This window comes from Bacillus sp. JJ1521 (assembly GCF_036965165.1).
GTDB lineage: Bacteria > Bacillota > Bacilli > Bacillales > Bacillaceae_L > Ferdinandcohnia.
Genome location: NZ_JBALOX010000141.1, coordinates 1 through 16743, shown reverse-complemented (window position 1 = coordinate 16743; position 16743 = coordinate 1). Strand labels below are relative to the sequence as shown.

Here is a 16743-nt window from a genome sequence, read left to right as displayed (position 1 = left end):
TGATTACTATCCTAATTTTTTTCCCCTCCTCTTCTCCCAATTTCAATCATTCATTGCCAATCTTTTTTCTCTATTTCCTGTATTAATGCAATTTTCATTTAGCAATACTTCCCCAGAATAAGATAAAGCTTCCTGCCACACTCCTAAAGAATGTTCCTTCACCTAGCCATTTAGTTAAAAAAAATCTTTTTTATATCGAACAGCTAGATAGATTCCTGAAGCGAGGAATGCAAGAGAATATTTAAACAAGAAGAAAATTTGCCACATATATTCTTTCGGGAAAATGATGTCGCACAAAAGTACTACCCATAATGTAATAAGCGCACTTTTTAAAGATATTTGCGTTGTTCTTTCGTCAGCTTTACCCATCTTTTTATGAAATACGTATGTTAAAATCCCTCCGACAAAAAGCAACACAAAACCACTACCAATGAGAATATTCCAATTTCCTTGAGATTGTTCAGCCCAAGACTTTAACGGGTTAAAAATGGAGTTAGATATATCTGAGATATTAATTTTCATTCTGATCATTTCCTTTCACATAAGTAAAAATATCGTTTACATCTACATTAAAAAATTCTGCAATTCGAAAAGCTAACAGCAGAGTAGGAACATAATTTCCTTTTTCCATTACGAATATGGTTTGTTTGGAAACCCCAACTTTCTCTGCTAATTCTTGCTGAGACATTCTGGCAAGTACACGGTATTCATAAACCTTATTTGATATCGAATCACCAAAATCTTTCTTCATGACAACCACCTCTTGAATCAAATTATAAACTAGTTTTTTATAAAAGTAAAGTATACTTATACAAAATAATCTAGTACATATACTTTTAATCAGACTACTTTGATTTAATAAAAGCCAGAATGTAGAAAAAACCTGACGAAATTCATGAATTCCGTCAGGTTCACATATCAATCAGGTGTAAGTTATGGTTTTGACTGGCCCATTTTATGATATTCAGTGGTCTATTACTTCCCTGGCTTAGCCCAGATAAGATGAACAGCATCTAGCATGTGATTCTCTGTTTTAACAATGGATAGAGGGGATTCTTGCACAAGCTTTATAATGTCTCGATTCATATGACATCCAACTTTTTTCATATAACAAGAGTTTGTTTTATTTTGAAGCCAGGCAACGAATGAGTTCGTGCTGATCCCGTGTTCGTAAAGAAGAATCTTTCCATCCTCCTTGCACCAGGAAGCCATTCGCTTAACTACCTTTTCAGGGTGAGGGTATGAGCAAAGAGACAATGTTGAGATAACTGTATCATAGGTTTTTTCAGGTAGTGCAATCTCTTCTACATTTCCAAGCCTAAAATCAACATCAAGCCCATTTTCCGTTGCAACGATTTTTGCTTGGTCAATCATAAAGGGACTAAAGTCAACTGCAGTAATTCTTGCTGATTTCGGATAAAATTGAAAGTTCATTCCAGCTCCAACCGATAATTCTAAGATATCTCCTGTCGTTGACTGTAAAAGCTTATTCCTTAGTCGAAAATCCAGATTTTCTTGCTTCGATCTTTTATAATACTTTCCGGCTTGCTGATTAAAAATCTCAACTTGACGTTCAATGTTCAATTTACACACCACCATTTTTATGTACTTTATAAATCAAACTAAACGATTACAATAATTGTAAGTAAATGAAATTAGTAAATCAATGCACAAATGAAAAAAGAGCTCTTTTAAAGAGCTCTACCAATCTATTTTTCTACGAATCCAAGATATTCTTCTAAGGTAAGTCCGTGTTCGGTTATATATTTTGCATGTTCAACCCCGACATAACGAAGATGCCATGGCTCGTACATATAGCCCGTGATATCCTCTTTGCCAAGTTGAAAGCGGACGATAAACCCAGATTCAGCTGCGTGCTCAGCAACCCATTTACCCTCAGGGGTTTCTCCAAATTCTTGAACTAGCAGGTTATCAACACTATCGCTAGTCACATCCATAGCGAGTCCTGTTTGGTGTTCACTTTGTCCCGGTTTTGCACTAAATGTACTCGCTTCTTCCTCCCCATTTACACGAACATAATTATCATAGAGAGATTGCTGTGTACCATATGAACGGTAACCGGATTGTGCGTGTAGCGTAATTCCGTCATTACCAGCTTGAACAAATAATTGTTCCAGCGCATCTGCAGCCTCCTTTACCATGTGTTTGCGTTCATCCACGGGTGTAGAAAATGCCACATTAGGAACGGTAAGATTTTGTGGGACATATGTTTCATCCAACATCCCTACTTCTTTATTGACTAACAAAAGAAATGGATCATTTGAATCAAAGACCGGCTTCACATCCTCAGGTGCTACCTTTGCCTGCTCACCAGCAGTTTGGGTTTCCGGTGCCTCCACCTTTTCCGGCAATGCTTCCCCATCGCTTTCCTTACTAAAAACTATTTTTCCAATCACGACTTCCTTAATCGTAGTATAGCTTTCTTGTAAAATGCCTGAATAAGCCTCCCTCGTAAAAAATAGAGTGGACGCCACTAATACAAGTACCAACCCGATAATTACTTTCTTCAATGCTATTCCTCTTCCCTCATTCGAAATCTTTTTTCTCTATCTACCATTCTACTATATTTTACATAAATCGACACAGGGAATTAGTTGTAAGTTTTCGCCATGAGGAAAGTACTAAGGTAACGAGGGGACGATACTTATGGCACCAAAAACAAAAGGACCACAATGATTGTCACTGTGGTCCACTTAGTTAGCCTTGTTTTTCCGATATTGGCTCGGTGTCATGCCATTTTGTTTTTTGAAAGAATTGCTGAAGTAGGCCAAATCAGAGTATCCTAGCCGTTCAGCAATTTCTGAGATTCGAAGGGATGTTTGTTCAAGTAAGCGAGCAGCCTCCTGGAGACGAACCTTCACAATATAATCGCTAAAATTCGTTCCGGTTTCCTTCTTAAATAACTTGCAAAAATAACTGGTACTTAAGTGTGCTTTTTCTGCTGCCTTCGCTAAGGAAACATCTTTTGCAGGTGAATGGTCGATATATAAGAGCACCCGTTCGATTGGGGACAGTTCATTCATGTCTTTTGAAGTCTGGTCTTCACGATCTACTTTAGCATTTTTCGTTTCATTTTCATGCAACCATTTAGTTAATGTTTCTTTCATTCCTTCTTGTTCAACAGGCTTCAATAAATAATCGAAGGCGCCAAGTCTTATGGCTTGCTGAGTATAAGCAAAATCATCATGCCCGCTAATAATAATCACATCTATATCGATCTTTTGTCGGCGAGCTTCTTTAAAAAGCGTAATGCCATCCATTGCAGGCATCCGTATGTCAGTTAACACAAGATCAACCTTGTTCCCGGTGAGCCAATCATTGGCCTCTAGCCCATTCGTAGATTCATGTACAACTTGAAAAGGCAGTCCTGTTTTTTCGATGGTCTTACGTATACTTGTACGAATCCATCTTTCATCTTCAACCAACAAAATTTGATGCATACTATTCCCCCCATAACAAACTAAAGCGGTAATTTAATGCCAACTGTGGTTCCTGATGTAGGACAACTATTAATAATAATGCCAAATTCATCGCCGAATAAATGCTTAATCCGCTTGTGAACATTCATGATGCCAATGTGATTTACGGTGTCATGTGAGAGGTTACTATCTAAAAGTTTTCTTATTTTTTCTAATTGCTCCTCATCGATTCCAGGCCCTGTATCTGAAATCATAATCACAAAGACGTCCGAATCAAGAATTTCTGTACGTATCGTAATCTTGGTTGGTCCATTCTGTGGCTCTAATCCATGTACAATACAATTCTCAAGGATAGGTTGAAGTGTAAATTTAGCAATCTTTTTTTCTAGCAACTCATCGGGAATATCGAATTGATAGGTAAGTTTCTCCTCAAAACGGTATTTTTGAATCTTTAAATACTTTTCACCGATTAGCAATTCTTGTTTAATTGTGACGGTTGCTGCTTCTTCCTTAATATTGTATCGTAACAATTGGGCAAGGGATTCCACCATAATCGAAATATCGTCCATATCTCGTTCTAGTGCCATTCCTCTAATGGTATCTAGCGAATTGTATAAAAAGTGTGGGTTAATTTGTGCCTGAAGCATCTTTAATTCTGTTTCTTTCTGTCTAAGATTCATTTCTATTTCTTTTAGCTTAGACATGTATACCTCATCCATTAAAGTATCCAGTCTCTCAACCATGTGATTAAAACCATGTGTCAGCATTCCAATCTCATCTTTCGACACAACAGGTACTTTTCCAGTGAAATCGCCTACTTCCACTTTACTGATGAATCGATGCAGTCGCTTTAGAGGGTTAATCAGACTCGTTGCAAGTCCCAAACTCATCAAATAAGCAATGATGATAAAGACAATTGATGTGAAGAAGAGGGTGTTTCTGATGGAATTTGCGCCTTGCATTAATTCCGAATAATGAATATATGTAACGAATTGCCAATCCAAAACCTCACTTTGACTCCATGTCAAAAAGAGGTTTTCCTTTTTATTCCGAAAATAATTAGTAGCAGTATGTATATTTTTCTCAGTAGGACTAGCCATCTTCCCAATTTTTTCGTAATCAGGGTGGTACACATAGCGACCACTATCATCTAAAATATAAAGATATCCAGAGTGACCGGGTCGTACCCGATTCACAATATCATGCATTCTTCGATAGTTAACATCTAAAATTAACATCCCAAATGGTTGTAGTGTTTGAGGGTTTACTAGGCGTTTTGCGATGGTAATGACTGGTTCTTCAGTCTTTGTTAAAGTCCCACGAATGCTTGTAGTATCAGGGATTCGACGAACCACGATTCGAGTTTGTCCCTTATTTGGAACGAGATTATACCAATATTCTTTCTGCAATTCTAGTATTGACTGCTTTTGATCTGTGGCTGCTAAATCGATGATTTGTACTTGATCGAGGATGAATGTGTAGTTCACGATGTCTGATCTAGAATATGCAGCATTCTCCAGAACTTTTCGTACTGCAGGAACGGTATCGTCATTCAAGTCTTGAAATGTTTCTGCCTTTAAAAGACGAACGGTGTCAGGATGATTGATTATCTTTAATGCTTCTATCTCAAAGTCTCGTAAATAGTCCTCCACATAGAATTGAATCTGCTCGTTGATTTGACGATTATATTCACGAGCTTCATCTTGAAGCACTTCCGAAAATCTTGTATACGAAATGAGTGTAAGGATGATCATGGGGAACACAATTAAGATTCCAGAATATACAGATAATTTTGCCGATAGTGATCGATCTCTTAGAAAGACTATACGATTAAGTCGATCCGTCATTTTCCTCCATATTGATTTCAAGTAACCTGCCCCACTTTATTATAAAATGAAGGAAAAGAAGAGGCCCGCTACGAGTCTCTTCTCATTCTTTACTTTATCGTACCATAAATCTTATTTTCGAGCACTATCAATCGCGTCAAGTACTTCTTTAAATTCCTCTCGGTGGTTATCAATAACTGGTTTCACTTTTTCCTGCCATGGAGTTAAATCGTCAACCTCAACAACAGTCGCTCCATCTTTTTTAACCGCTTCTAAAGCTTCTTTTTCATATTTATCCCATTCGGCTCTTTGGAATTCTACAGAATCAAGTGCTGCCTGTTTAATAAGCTCTTGATCCTCAGCAGATAATCCATCCCACGCCTTCTTGGATATTAACAACACTTCCGGAACCCGTTGATGGCCATCAAGAATATAGTTTGGTGCTACTTCATAATGCTTAGCTGAGAAATAGCTTGGGTGGTTATTTTCAGCTGCATCAATGACACCTGTTTGTAAACCACTATACACTTCTCCATATGGCATTGGAGTCGCATTGGCTCCTAGCGCATCGATTATTTCCATGTTAATTGTATTTTGTTGGACACGGATTTTTAATCCATCGATGTCTTCTATACTATTAAGTGGCTTTGAAGAATAGAAATTCCGAGAACCTGAGCTATAATAGGCTAGGCCCATAAATTTCGAGTCCGCAAGGCTCTCAAGCATTGTAGCACCCATTTCACCATTTAAGAATTTCCATGTGTGTTCATCATTGTCAAAAATATACGGAAGACTGAACACTCCGAAATCCTTATTAAATTCAGCTAAAGGACCGCTACTAACCCTTGTGAACTCGATTGCTCCCAATTGAACTTGCTCAATGACTGATTTTTCTTCGCCAAGCTGTGATGAAGGAAAGACATCGATTTTAATACGTCCATTACTCCGTTCTTCCACTAATTCTGCAAATTTAATATCCCCTTTTGTCGTTGGGTAATCAATTGGATGTGTTTCCGCTAGTCTAAATTGATATGTTTTTTCTTCTTTTGGCTTTTCTCCTTCTTCTTCTTTTGGTTCGGTGTCAGTCTTGGTTGACCCACCACCTGAACATGCTGCTAGAACCAACATCGAAGCGAATAATAGTGTTAAAAATCCAAATATCCCTTTTTTCTTCATAAATCTTGAACCCCCCTTAGTTTTTTAATTGTTTTGTAGAATTGTTTCCACGAAGACCAAATCTATGGAACGCATAAAAATGAAATGCGATTCTACCAATTACAGTACGTTTTTAATTCTTCACCAGCTCACTAATTGATTCGACTTCGACACTAGCCATCATGAAGGTTCCAAGCCCTTTGAAATCATTTGTAGCAATTGGTTCGCTAATATAATACTCAAATGACCCATCACGATTGTTCGTAATGCCTAGACCTGCTGTTTTACAGGTTTGGTGTAGATTGAGATTTCCTTCATCATCCACCTCGATAAAATGATCAAGAATCCCTTGATAACCACGTTTTAACTCAGGTAGGAAGCTGTCGGGTAGATATCCCTTTCGAATCCCTTTGGCCAATGCATATATGTACATATTCGAAGAAGAAGATTCTAAGTAGTTACCAGTTCGGTTTCCTTGATCGACAACTTGGTACCAAACACCAGTTTCTTGATCTTGATACTCTACAATTGAGGAAAGTAGTCCATTTAGAATCTCAATTAATTGATCTCTTTCTGGATAGTCTTCAGGGAGAAAATCTAAAACATCGACAATCCCGACACAATACCAGCCCTGTGCACGTCCCCAAAAACTTGGTGAGTGTCCATTTTTAGGATCAGCCCATATTTGTTCCTTCTTCTCATCCCAGCCATGATAGAAGAGCCCAGTATTAGCATCACGTACATGCTTTGCCAGCAATGTAATTTGGTTGACTACATCATTGAAAATCTCTGGTTCATTAAAGTTTTTTGCATATTGTGCATAAAACGGAGATGCCATATAGATGCCATCTAAAAAACTTTGATACGGGAATATTTTTTTATGCCATAAAAGCCCTTCACTCGTTCTCGGATGAGTCTTAAATTGATTCCTCAAAATCGTTGCCGCTTTCTGGTACCGTTCATCGTTGCTCCTATCAAATAATCCAAATAAAATCCTGCCTGTATTTATATGATCGACACTATAATCTTCAAGCTCGTACCCGGAAATTTCTCCGGCTTCAGCAATACGTGGCTTAATATTCGATTCTAGATAATCCAAATACTTTTGATCCTTTGTTTTATTCCAAATATCTTCAATCCCCTTAAAAACCACACCGTATTCATGATCCCACTTATCTGACAAATCAGGATAGGATTGTAGAATCGTATCAGCCATTTTCACAGACCATGTTTTATTTTCAAACATCACGAAGCTCCTCCTCCATGGTAATAAAAGCCTATGTACTAATAATACATATAATTCAGACTATTTAAAATATGATTAATTTGACATAAGTTTGTAATTTATTGTCCTATATCCTTAACGCATTTGTTGTGAATGGAATACGATAAGACAAAAAGGACCGTGATGTATGCCTATTTCATTTCCAGTAAGTATAAGAACTCAAGCCTTCAGATTCGGACCGCAAAAAAGGGTCTATTATCCACAGGTTGATCAAATGCGAAATCAACAACTCCAGCATTATATGAATCAATCAATCGTCCTTCAAGCTAAAGGCTTAATGGACTTTCAAGTTGGAGATACGCCTTCGACTGTAAAAGAAATGCTGGGAACTTATGAAATCAAAAATAACCAGCGACAGGTGTTAAGTCTGACGCAATCAAACTACACCTATCATGATAGAGCCGCCCACGGCATGACGTTTATCAGGTCATTAACCTTTGATCTAAAACGTGGTAGACGCTGTGACCTAAAGGACCTCTTTAAACCAGGTAGTGATTATATAAAAAGACTATCAGCACTCATTCACGAACAAATCAAAGAACGGGGTATTCAGCTCATTTCTGAGTTCACCACCATTAGTCCGAATCAGGAATTTTATATCGCCGATAAAACACTTGTCATTTATTTTCAGCTCTATGACTTGACTCCATATGTATTCGGCTTCCCGATGTTCCCAATCTCCGTCTATGACATTCAGGATATCATCGATGAAGATGGATCACTTGGGAGAATGGCGACAAATGATTGAGGTGGTGCACTGATTCATGCCCCACTTCCCTTCCCCTTGCCCATCTTGACACATTTCTAATTTATGTCCTATCATAAGCAAATAACAATTAGGTTTTTACATAAATTAAAAATGAAAAGGGGTGTTCCTTAGTGACAGATACTAAAAGGAATCGTAAGGTTGATGGATTTATCAAAAAGGCCAAACAATGGAAGGTAGAATTTGAGAAGTTAAGAGAAATCATTCTTGACTTTGAACTGACAGAGGATATTAAGTGGATGCACCCATGTTACATGTATGAGGATAAGAACGTCGTACTCATGCATGGTTTTAAAGAATACTGTGCGCTACTGTTCCACAAAGGTGCCTTATTAAAGGATCCCCATGGAATACTTATCCAACAAACAGAGAATGTACAAGCAGCGAGACAAATCCGATTCAAAAATATTCAAGAAATAATTGAACTAGAACCCTTTATAAAAGAGTATATTCTTGAAGCAATCGAAGTTGAAAAAGCAGGATTGAAAGTGGAGTTAAAAAAGACTACCGATTACGAAATTCCTGAAGAACTACAAGCGAAATTTGATGAAAACCCTTCTTTAAAAACGGCGTTTGAAGGGTTAACACCAGGGCGTCAGAACGCATACCTTTATTACTTTTCAGGGGCCAAACAATCCAAAACCCGGGTGTCGAGGATTGAAAAATACACGCAACAAATTCTCAATGGAAAAGGTATGAATGATTAGGAAAAATTAAGCTGCTCCATCCAACTAGGGCAGCTTATTATAATTCTCTAAATCCCATTCAACTTGTCGACTTCTTTCATAACGCCTTCCAATATCTGAAAAAAGCTTCCTTAAACATGAGGTTTTTTAACAAAAATCCCTTAATATACCAATTTTCCCTGTTACTCTTAATCTAGTATATAACTCATTTTTTCGTCTCAACAAGATTAAAGGTGGGAGATTTATGAGAAAATTGATATTAATTCTACTTTCGCTTTCTCTGGTGCTTATGTTGGGATCTGTGCTTATTGATGTAATGAATAAAGATAGGGACTTCCTCCTGTATAAAGGAAATGTTTACTCGAATGTAACGGATCTGGAGTGGTTTGAAAAAGAGAAAGGAAAGTTTCAAAAAGGGGAGAAATCGGGGGAAGCGAATAAAGCCTTACTCTTCTTGTGGAATTTTTCAGCAAACAAATTACCAAATGGGACTACCTTGTATAGTACAAATAATGGGGAAACAGGAATATTAATAGCGGAAACTGATAATGGAGAGCTCTTATATTATCTGCGGCAGCTTAAAGAATAATAGAATAACTAGGGTTACTGTTCATCAATATGTGATGAATAATAGGAAAAGATCTTATTGCAATATAGGCCACTCAATAGACGAGTGGCTTATTTAACATTGTTTTTACTCAATTATTTTTAGTTTAAGAATTGATCCGATACTATATATAAATTAGATCACGACAACCTGAAAATCGAAATTTTTAGTAGAAAGCTCACCCTCCCCCAAATTAATTTTTGTCTAATCCTCACGTGATGCATAATTTGGTAACACAATCAAATCCTAACAGTAGTGGAACTTATTTGGTGGTGGTGGAATGCAATTCTCTCGTACGCAGTTGATTTTTGTTCTTATTCTTTTTATTGGGATCTCTAACCATGTACTTATCATGCCTCATTTGCTAGCAACAGGAAAACGTGATGCATGGATAGCTGCATTATTCACCTATGCTATCCTTCTTTTTTGGGGATTCATTCTTTATCTAATCATGAAAAAAAATCACCAGCGACTCTGTCTTTATGACTGGATCACAACACGTGCTGGGGTCGCGATTTCTCGCATGATCATCGCCATCCTGGCTGCATATGTCTTCTCGATTAGTGCTATATCATTTTACGATTTAATTCAATCTGTAAATATTTACTTTCTTCCACGAACACCTTCCATTGTCGTGATGCTCCCTTTCCTTATGATTTGTATTTGGTCAGCTTATAGCGGCTTAAAATCGATTGTCTATGTTTCTGCCGTTTTATTGCCGATTGTTTGGATGCTTGGGATTTTTGTAGCCTGGTTTACTTTTAGTGAAAAAGATTATACCTATCTATTTCCTGTACTTGTTGATGGTTATCAACCCGTTGTAAAAGGGACCATTATTATTCTTGGAGGAAGCGCAGATTTCCTAGTTCTTTTACTTCTTCAGCACCACTTAAAAAAATCGTTTACGTATCTCAACCTTTTCATTCTGATCACGATTTTAGTTGGACTGATACTTGGTCCCACTACGGGTTCCTTAGCTTCATTTGGTCCAGCGGTTGCAGCTGACATGAGATTTCCAGCTTTTGAACAATGGAGACTCATTACCTTGGGGAATTATATTTCGCATGTTGACTTTTTGGCGGTATTTCAATTATTAAGTGGCGAACTTATCCGAGTTTCACTAGGTCTATACATTTTATCAGATATGGTTAAAGCGCATAAGCATCCTGTTAAAAAAAAGAAAATCTTCACCATTACCTCTATTCTTTTAGGCTTATTGACTTTAATTCCAGTAAGTGACATGTGGCTGCAAAAATTAATTGGAAAATACTTTTATCCAGCTGCTTTAATAAGTGCATTGGTCATTTCGTTGACTTTATTGATCATTAGCTACTTGCCAATGAAGAAAGGAACCCAAAACATATGAAAAAAGATCGATTAGATCAGTTGTTAGCAAACGGATCCTTGACTTTCGATGAGGTAAAACAATATTTCCACCATTATGCAGATATAGAATTTATTCCAATTGAAAATGAAGAGAATTTCCAAGCATTTTATTGCAAGGGAATGCTTGACTCAACACAGTTAAATGAGTACTTTAACCGAATCCTTCTAAGTATCGGTAAAAAAGAACCACGCAGTTATTCTGAAGTACTTCCACCTGTCCAGCATATAAAAAGTATGGAAAAGGTGGTGAACCTCGTTTTTTCTGGTTCTCTTATTGTATTTAGGGAAGAGACTCCGTTTTTTCATGTGTTCAATATTAGTAAAGTCCCACAACGAAAACCACAAGAATCCACGACAGAGGTTTCGATTAAGGGACCAAAGGATAGTTTTACCGAAGAGATGAATGTAAACATCTCCTTGATTCGAAAAAGAATAAAATCAGAACAGCTCTATAGCGAGGCATTTACCTTAGGTTCGCTAAGTAAAACCGAGGTTTCCCTGCTCTATTTACATGACAAAGCCAATGAGAAAATCATTGAGGAAGTCAGGATTCGACTCAATGACTTTCAGGGCGAAAGCGTTGTTAGCAGTGGTCAATTAGAACAATGGCTTTCCGATCGTACATTTTCATTGTTTCCCTTATTTGATTATGTGACACGTCCGGACTATGTCATCGAATGCATGTTACGCGGAAGATTTATCTTAATTGTAAACGGATCACCCTCTGTTTTAATTGGTCCTATCAATGTTTTTGAGCTAATTAAATCGCCGGAGGATGTTCATTTTCCTTACTATTTTGTTCTGTTTGGGCGGTTTATTCGAATTGTCGGTTTACTAATCGCCATTTTCCTACCAGGATTTTGGGTTTCGCTGGCTTCTGTCAATATTGACCAACTACCGTTTGCATTATTAGCCACTGTCGTTGTCTCACGTGAAGGATTGCCAATACCTATTGGACTCGAAGCGCTCTTTATTCTTGGACTGTTTGAATTGTTAAGAGAAGCTGGAGTTCGCATGCCGACGATTCTTGGACAAACGGTATCAATTGTCGGGGGAATCATCATCGGGGATGCAGCAATTCGGGCTGGTCTTTCATCCCCAACGATGATTGTTGTCATTGCGTTAACAGCGGTCGCGAGCTACACGCTTGTGAACCAATCATTGGTCGGAACCGTAAGTATCCTTAGAGTTTATACTTTATTACTATCGATTTTTTTAGGAGTATACGGACTTTTTGTTGGGTTCTTTAGCATTCTTATTTATCTATCTAAATTGGAGTCCTTTGAGGTAGCTTATCTTGAACCAGTTGCATCATTAACATTTAAAGAATATCTTGCAGCGTTGTTTGTGGATCCATTTAAACGAAAAAAATTTGGAATATCCTTTATTCAGAAGCGGAGAAAGTAGGATGAAACAAAAAACAAGAATTACTTGTTCGATCAATCTTTTTNNGCCTGCAACAATGACATCGGCGAGATCGAAAATCTAAACTTCGCAACCGCCATTGGCGTCGATTACCGAGATGGGGAATATTATGTCTCGATTCAAATGATTGGATTAACTTCTATTGCAAAAAGAGAAGATGGTTCAAAAGGTTCACCTGAAGTGTATGTTTCCGAAACGAGTGGGAAAACATTTATCGATGCGTTTTTTAAAGCCTATCATACTTCACAGGAACGTTTTCTGTGGGCACATGTTACCGCAATTGTTTTAAGTGAAAATGCACTAGAAAAAGGATTAGATAATATATTTGATGGCTTGACACGATACTATGAATTCCGCTTGACTCCTTGGGTATTCGGGACAAAGAGCTCCATACTTGATGTATTATCTACAACTGGATTTTTCAATCAAAATTCATTAAATACGATTCTTCATAGTCCTCAAAGTTCATATGAGCAAAGCTCGACTATCAGGCCAGTAAAATTAAATCAATTTGTGCGTGAGTTTTTTGACCCTGGTCGAACCACTTATATTCCTTCACTCACGATAGACGAGAACCAATGGAAAAAAAATAAAAAGAACGAGGCGAAACTAGCAATCGATGGAGCATTTTTTCTAGATAACAAGAAATACAAAGGCTATTTTCCGTATGAGAAAATAAGAGGATTGCGCTGGGTGGCTCCGGAAACGGTACGTGCTTCCTTACTGGTACCGAACAAAACAAAACCTGAATTTATTACGGTCATTGAAGACCAAGTGATAAAAATAAATCCCGACAAACAAGACGGTAGGTTCCGTTTTACAATCCTCTACATGGCTAATGGGAATGTAAGTAATCGTATAACGAACAACACGATCAATGTAAACGCAATGGAGGCGTTCGTAAGAAACGGGATTATTTCCGAAATAAGACAATTATATCAATACGGTCTAGAGCATGATGTCGATTTCTTAAACCTAGAGCACCGGCTATACAGAAAGTATCCTCGTGAATGGAAAAACCTAAAAAAGCAGGATACTTTGCTTCAAGAGGACAGCATAAAATCCATTGAAGCACATATCACACTTGAACATTCAGGCTCATTTAAAAATCGAAAAATCAAAATTAAAGAATGACTGCCCAAAAGCACCTGATGTAATTTGTCAGGTGTTAGCGTTGTTACGATATACTTTTCTTCATCTCATACGGTGGGTCAGCCTTCATGATTTGTGGCAGCAATTGATTCAATATGTTTCTAAATTCAGTATTATCGGAGTCCTAACCTAATTTTTTAGAATCGTAAGTTCAACATACCGTTTATACTTTTTTTCTTTGACTCAAAGACATGACTTTCAAGTAAGGAGATTTCTTGTTGGTGTTTTTCTACAACTAACTCAGAGCATGGTATGTATTATCCTTTAATTGAAATACTAGTAATAAAAATCCATTATATCTGGGGTTGAAACCTTTGAAGAGAGATAAAAGAAGTACAAGTATACATATTTTCCTTCTATTCATTGTACTTTCTGTATTACTTTGGTCAGGAATAAAACCCGACACATATAGAGATTGGGCTTTAGAAGTATTTCCGGCAGTTTTGGGTCTAATAATTCTAATATCGACATACAATAAATTCCGTTTTACAACCTTAGCCTATGTGATTATAGCAATTCTTTGCATTCTTACGTTTGTTGGCGGTCATTATACATATGCTAAAGTTCCTCTTTTTAATTGGATTAAAGAGGAATTCCATCTACACCGGAATCACTATGATCGGTTTGGGCATTTTCTAAAAGGGCTACTTGCAATTGTAATTAGAGAAATCATAATAAGGAAAACCGAGTTAAAAAAAGGTTTCTGGGTAATAACTTTTGTTTTAAGTGCTTGCTTAGCAATTGCAGCATTATATGAAATTATTGAGTGGCTGGTTTCTAAAATCGCACATGGAGGAAAGGCCGCGAAAGACTTCTTAGATACTCAAGGTGATATATGGGATACTCAATGGGATATGTCTTTGTGCTTTTTAGGTTCAATTCTAGCATTACTTATTTTCAGCAAATATCATAATCGATTATTAAATAAACTACCAAAGTAACCAAAAAAACACCTGACTCAATTCGGCAGGTGTCTTTGTAATTACGATATACTTTTCTTCGTTTCATATGGCGTGTCGGCCTTCATGCTTTGTGGCAGCATTTGAATGGCGTCAATGACACTATCAAGCTTCGTTTCAATGCGATGCAATAGATAGAATGTCACGACGACAGGAAAGCCCACCTCTTGAATAAAAGGCATTAGGTGCTCCACCAAACTTCCTCCTCTCCTAAAAATAAAGCCAACTCCCTATGCAGAGAGCTGGCCCCAATCTAATTAAAATTCAACTGATTCAACATTGTGCTCGACAACACGTGCGCCTTTTTTCTCCATAATCGGTCCACCCGGTGTGATGAACACATTGGATGACACGATGAGATCCATTGCTGCGGAAGCAGTTCAACATCCGAATTTTTTTAAAAAATCTTCATTATATGAATTAGAAATTCTTTATGGCATTAACAAAATTAATCGCCTTAGAAAAATCTACTATATTATAATCCTCTTGATGTGGATTGCCTGCAAAAGAGAATGAAACATTACTGATTGTGGTTGGATCTCTTCTCCAATTTTTGCATGAACTATGGTACTGGAGAATGCCTGTTTCATTCATTAAATTTGATATATTAGAAGCATTGACGCCACCACCGGCCAATATCTCGATCTTATCTCCATATTCATGCTGTAATTTCGTTAATATTTCTTTACCTTCTGTCGCAGTAGATTTTAATCCACTTGTTAATACTCTTTTTACCCCTAAATCAATCAATACTTCCAATGATTGAAAAGGATCCTTCACACAATCAAATGCCCTATGAAAAACAGCATCTTTATTATTACTATGAATTATGTCAATTATTTCCCTGTTCTTTTCTATGTCGATATTACAATTTTCATCCAAACAGCCAAATGCAATTCCTTCAATATTATAATCTAGGATAGCTTCTATATCTGAAATCATCGTTCGAAATTCAAATTCATTATAAAGAAATCCGCCTGGGCGTGGTCTTACCATGACTACGATAGGTATAGTGCAATTTGCAACTACTTGCTGAATCGTTCCTATAGATGGTGTTAAACCAAGTAAATACATAGCATTGTTAAGTTCTATCCGGTCTGCTCCTGCTTTTTGTGCATTTAATGCATCTTCCAAACTACCACAACAAATTTCAGCAATTCTTTTCATTACTTTCATCCTCCAATCATTTCTACCCTAAACTTTATTTATGTCTTGCATAGATTAGATTCGGTAGTTATATATCTACAAAAAGAACCTAGGAGATCTTCTCCTAAGCTCTATAACTGTTTTTGATTTCGGTAACTTATCTAATCTTATCTACTTTATGACAACAAAGGAATTCTTTCCTGGTATTTCTTGATTACCTCTTGATTATGTTGGTCTGCGCCATCAATATTTCCACTTAAAAATACGGGTGGTTCGAATCCGTTATCTGCCATTATTTTAATCGCTTCTGCAAAAATTGCATTTAGTAGGACTGCTCCTATAACAGTAGAGGTTGGTCCGAACGGAACAGGTACCTTCTCATACGAAAGAATAGCATCCCCTTTAACAGAGTGATTGTCAATCACGAGATCAACTGAATTATACAAATGCTTTCCACTCTTATGCCTTGATGGCTGACTCTGTGAGTATTCTAAAGAAGTGATTCCGATTACATATGCACCTTTTGTTTTTGCAACGTTTGCCACATCTACTGGTACAGGGTTTCTTCCTGATGTCGATAATACAAATACTACATCACCTGGCTTGATTTCCTGACCATCGAGGAATTCACCAATATAATCATTCTGTCTCTCAAGCTGTGAAGAACGTAATGCACCTTCATGTAGCATTAATGGTTCTATGAAAATCGGTTTAATAGGAACAAGCCCTCCTGCACGGTAAAATACTTCCTCGGTTAAAATATGTGAATGTCCGCAACCAAATAATTGAATAATCCCACCATTTTGAATGGCTTCAGCAACTTTTACTGCTGCTTTTTGTAAATTTTCCTTCTCAGTGCTTTCTACAATATTTAATCTACCTTTTACTTTTTCAAAAAATTGTGTAAGCA

General features: G+C 37.1%; 19 protein-coding genes. 7 read left to right on the top strand and 12 right to left on the bottom strand.

The features are described 5' to 3' along the window. Positions 1-174 precede the first annotated feature (174 nt). The 8 genes from V7147_RS18250 to V7147_RS18215 all read right to left on the bottom strand — a co-directional run bounded on the left by V7147_RS18250 (position 175) and on the right by V7147_RS18215 (position 7667). Positions 175-522, bottom strand: a complete 348-nt coding sequence (locus V7147_RS18250; protein ID WP_335369261.1) for a DUF2178 domain-containing protein — start codon at positions 520-522, stop codon at positions 175-177. Then, complete coding sequence (locus V7147_RS18245) at positions 512-751, bottom strand: helix-turn-helix transcriptional regulator (protein ID WP_068617944.1); 240 nt, start codon at positions 749-751, stop codon at positions 512-514. Before V7147_RS18245 ends, V7147_RS18250 begins: the two co-directional genes overlap by 11 nt. Before the next feature lie 224 nt (positions 752-975). Beyond that, entirely contained in the window at positions 976-1584 is a 609-nt protein-coding gene (locus V7147_RS18240; protein ID WP_335369260.1) for a class I SAM-dependent methyltransferase, read from the bottom strand. Between the two features lie 125 nt (positions 1585-1709). Beyond that, complete coding sequence (locus V7147_RS18235; RefSeq protein ID WP_335369259.1) at positions 1710-2531, bottom strand: M15 family metallopeptidase; 822 nt, start codon at positions 2529-2531, stop codon at positions 1710-1712. A gap of 183 nt (positions 2532-2714) precedes the next feature. Then, positions 2715-3461 (bottom strand): response regulator transcription factor, encoded by a 747-nt coding sequence (locus tag V7147_RS18230; protein ID WP_335369258.1) that lies wholly within the window; start codon positions 3459-3461, stop codon positions 2715-2717. A gap of 20 nt (positions 3462-3481) precedes the next feature. Beyond that, positions 3482-5308 (bottom strand): cache domain-containing sensor histidine kinase, encoded by a 1827-nt coding sequence (locus V7147_RS18225; protein WP_335369257.1) that lies wholly within the window; start codon positions 5306-5308, stop codon positions 3482-3484. A gap of 90 nt (positions 5309-5398) precedes the next feature. Continuing rightward, a complete protein-coding gene (locus V7147_RS18220; protein WP_335369256.1) occupies positions 5399-6442 on the bottom strand; it encodes a TRAP transporter substrate-binding protein in 1044 nt (347 codons plus the stop codon). 112 nt (positions 6443-6554) lie between these two features. Then, positions 6555-7667 (bottom strand): glycoside hydrolase family 88/105 protein, encoded by a 1113-nt coding sequence (locus V7147_RS18215; protein ID WP_335369255.1) that lies wholly within the window; start codon positions 7665-7667, stop codon positions 6555-6557. Positions 7668-7833: 166 nt separating this feature from the next. Between V7147_RS18215 and V7147_RS18210 the strand changes: the two genes are divergently transcribed. From V7147_RS18210 to V7147_RS18180, 7 genes are all read left to right on the top strand, one after another. Next, on the top strand, positions 7834-8454 hold the full coding sequence (locus tag V7147_RS18210; RefSeq protein ID WP_335369254.1) for a DUF3298 and DUF4163 domain-containing protein: 621 nt from the start codon (positions 7834-7836) through the stop codon (positions 8452-8454). 131 nt (positions 8455-8585) lie between these two features. Next, positions 8586-9179: a YdeI/OmpD-associated family protein gene (locus tag V7147_RS18205; protein ID WP_335369253.1), complete on the top strand. Its 594-nt coding sequence runs from the start codon at positions 8586-8588 to the stop codon at positions 9177-9179. A 223-nt stretch (positions 9180-9402) separates the two neighbouring features. Then, positions 9403-9747: a hypothetical protein gene (locus V7147_RS18200; RefSeq protein WP_335369252.1), complete on the top strand. Its 345-nt coding sequence runs from the start codon at positions 9403-9405 to the stop codon at positions 9745-9747. A gap of 298 nt (positions 9748-10045) precedes the next feature. Continuing rightward, positions 10046-11131 carry an endospore germination permease gene (locus tag V7147_RS18195; RefSeq protein WP_335369251.1) on the top strand — a complete coding sequence of 362 codons (1086 nt, stop codon included), beginning with the start codon at positions 10046-10048 and terminating at the stop codon, positions 11129-11131. Next, on the top strand, positions 11128-12558 hold the full coding sequence (locus V7147_RS18190; protein WP_335369250.1) for a spore germination protein: 1431 nt from the start codon (positions 11128-11130) through the stop codon (positions 12556-12558). Before V7147_RS18195 ends, V7147_RS18190 begins: the two co-directional genes overlap by 4 nt. 24 nt (positions 12559-12582) lie before the next feature. Further along, positions 12583-13710, top strand: a complete 1128-nt coding sequence (locus tag V7147_RS18185; RefSeq protein WP_335369249.1) for a Ger(x)C family spore germination protein — start codon at positions 12583-12585, stop codon at positions 13708-13710. A gap of 332 nt (positions 13711-14042) precedes the next feature. Beyond that, positions 14043-14669 (top strand): DUF2238 domain-containing protein, encoded by a 627-nt coding sequence (locus V7147_RS18180; protein ID WP_335369248.1) that lies wholly within the window; start codon positions 14043-14045, stop codon positions 14667-14669. Positions 14670-14710: 41 nt separating this feature from the next. On the opposite strand, the gene V7147_RS18175 is transcribed toward V7147_RS18180, so the two are convergent. The 4 genes from V7147_RS18175 to V7147_RS18160 all read right to left on the bottom strand — a co-directional run. Further along, on the bottom strand, positions 14711-14881 hold the full coding sequence (locus V7147_RS18175; RefSeq protein WP_335369247.1) for a YvrJ family protein: 171 nt from the start codon (positions 14879-14881) through the stop codon (positions 14711-14713). A gap of 63 nt (positions 14882-14944) precedes the next feature. After that, on the bottom strand, positions 14945-15052 hold the full coding sequence (locus V7147_RS18170; RefSeq protein WP_335369246.1) for a DUF2922 domain-containing protein: 108 nt from the start codon (positions 15050-15052) through the stop codon (positions 14945-14947). 55 nt (positions 15053-15107) lie between these two features. Further along, positions 15108-15854, bottom strand: a complete 747-nt coding sequence (locus V7147_RS18165; protein WP_335369245.1) for a copper homeostasis protein CutC — start codon at positions 15852-15854, stop codon at positions 15108-15110. A 155-nt stretch (positions 15855-16009) separates the two neighbouring features. Beyond that, positions 16010-16743, bottom strand: a 734-nt coding sequence (locus tag V7147_RS18160) for an SIS domain-containing protein (RefSeq protein ID WP_335369244.1), incomplete at its 5' end; no start/stop codon positions are given.

What these genes read in the sequence shown, in the direction of transcription:
- V7147_RS18250 (WP_335369261.1), bottom strand. Translation starts at nt 522, where the DNA reads ATGAAAATTAATATCTCAGATATATCTAACTCCATTTTTAACCCGTTA.
- V7147_RS18245 (WP_068617944.1), bottom strand. Translation starts at nt 751, where the DNA reads ATGAAGAAAGATTTTGGTGATTCGATATCAAATAAGGTTTATGAATAC.
- V7147_RS18230 (WP_335369258.1), bottom strand. Translation starts at nt 3,461, where the DNA reads ATGCATCAAATTTTGTTGGTTGAAGATGAAAGATGGATTCGTACAAGT.
- V7147_RS18220 (WP_335369256.1), bottom strand. Translation starts at nt 6,442, where the DNA reads ATGAAGAAAAAAGGGATATTTGGATTTTTAACACTATTATTCGCTTCG.
- V7147_RS18215 (WP_335369255.1), bottom strand. Translation starts at nt 7,667, where the DNA reads ATGTTTGAAAATAAAACATGGTCTGTGAAAATGGCTGATACGATTCTA.
- V7147_RS18210 (WP_335369254.1), top strand. Translation starts at nt 7,834, where the DNA reads ATGCCTATTTCATTTCCAGTAAGTATAAGAACTCAAGCCTTCAGATTC.
- V7147_RS18200 (WP_335369252.1), top strand. Translation starts at nt 9,403, where the DNA reads ATGAGAAAATTGATATTAATTCTACTTTCGCTTTCTCTGGTGCTTATG.
- V7147_RS18195 (WP_335369251.1), top strand. Translation starts at nt 10,046, where the DNA reads ATGCAATTCTCTCGTACGCAGTTGATTTTTGTTCTTATTCTTTTTATT.
- V7147_RS18190 (WP_335369250.1), top strand. Translation starts at nt 11,128, where the DNA reads ATGAAAAAAGATCGATTAGATCAGTTGTTAGCAAACGGATCCTTGACT.
- V7147_RS18170 (WP_335369246.1), bottom strand. Translation starts at nt 15,052, where the DNA reads ATGGATCTCATCGTGTCATCCAATGTGTTCATCACACCGGGTGGACCG.
- V7147_RS18165 (WP_335369245.1), bottom strand. Translation starts at nt 15,854, where the DNA reads ATGAAAAGAATTGCTGAAATTTGTTGTGGTAGTTTGGAAGATGCATTA.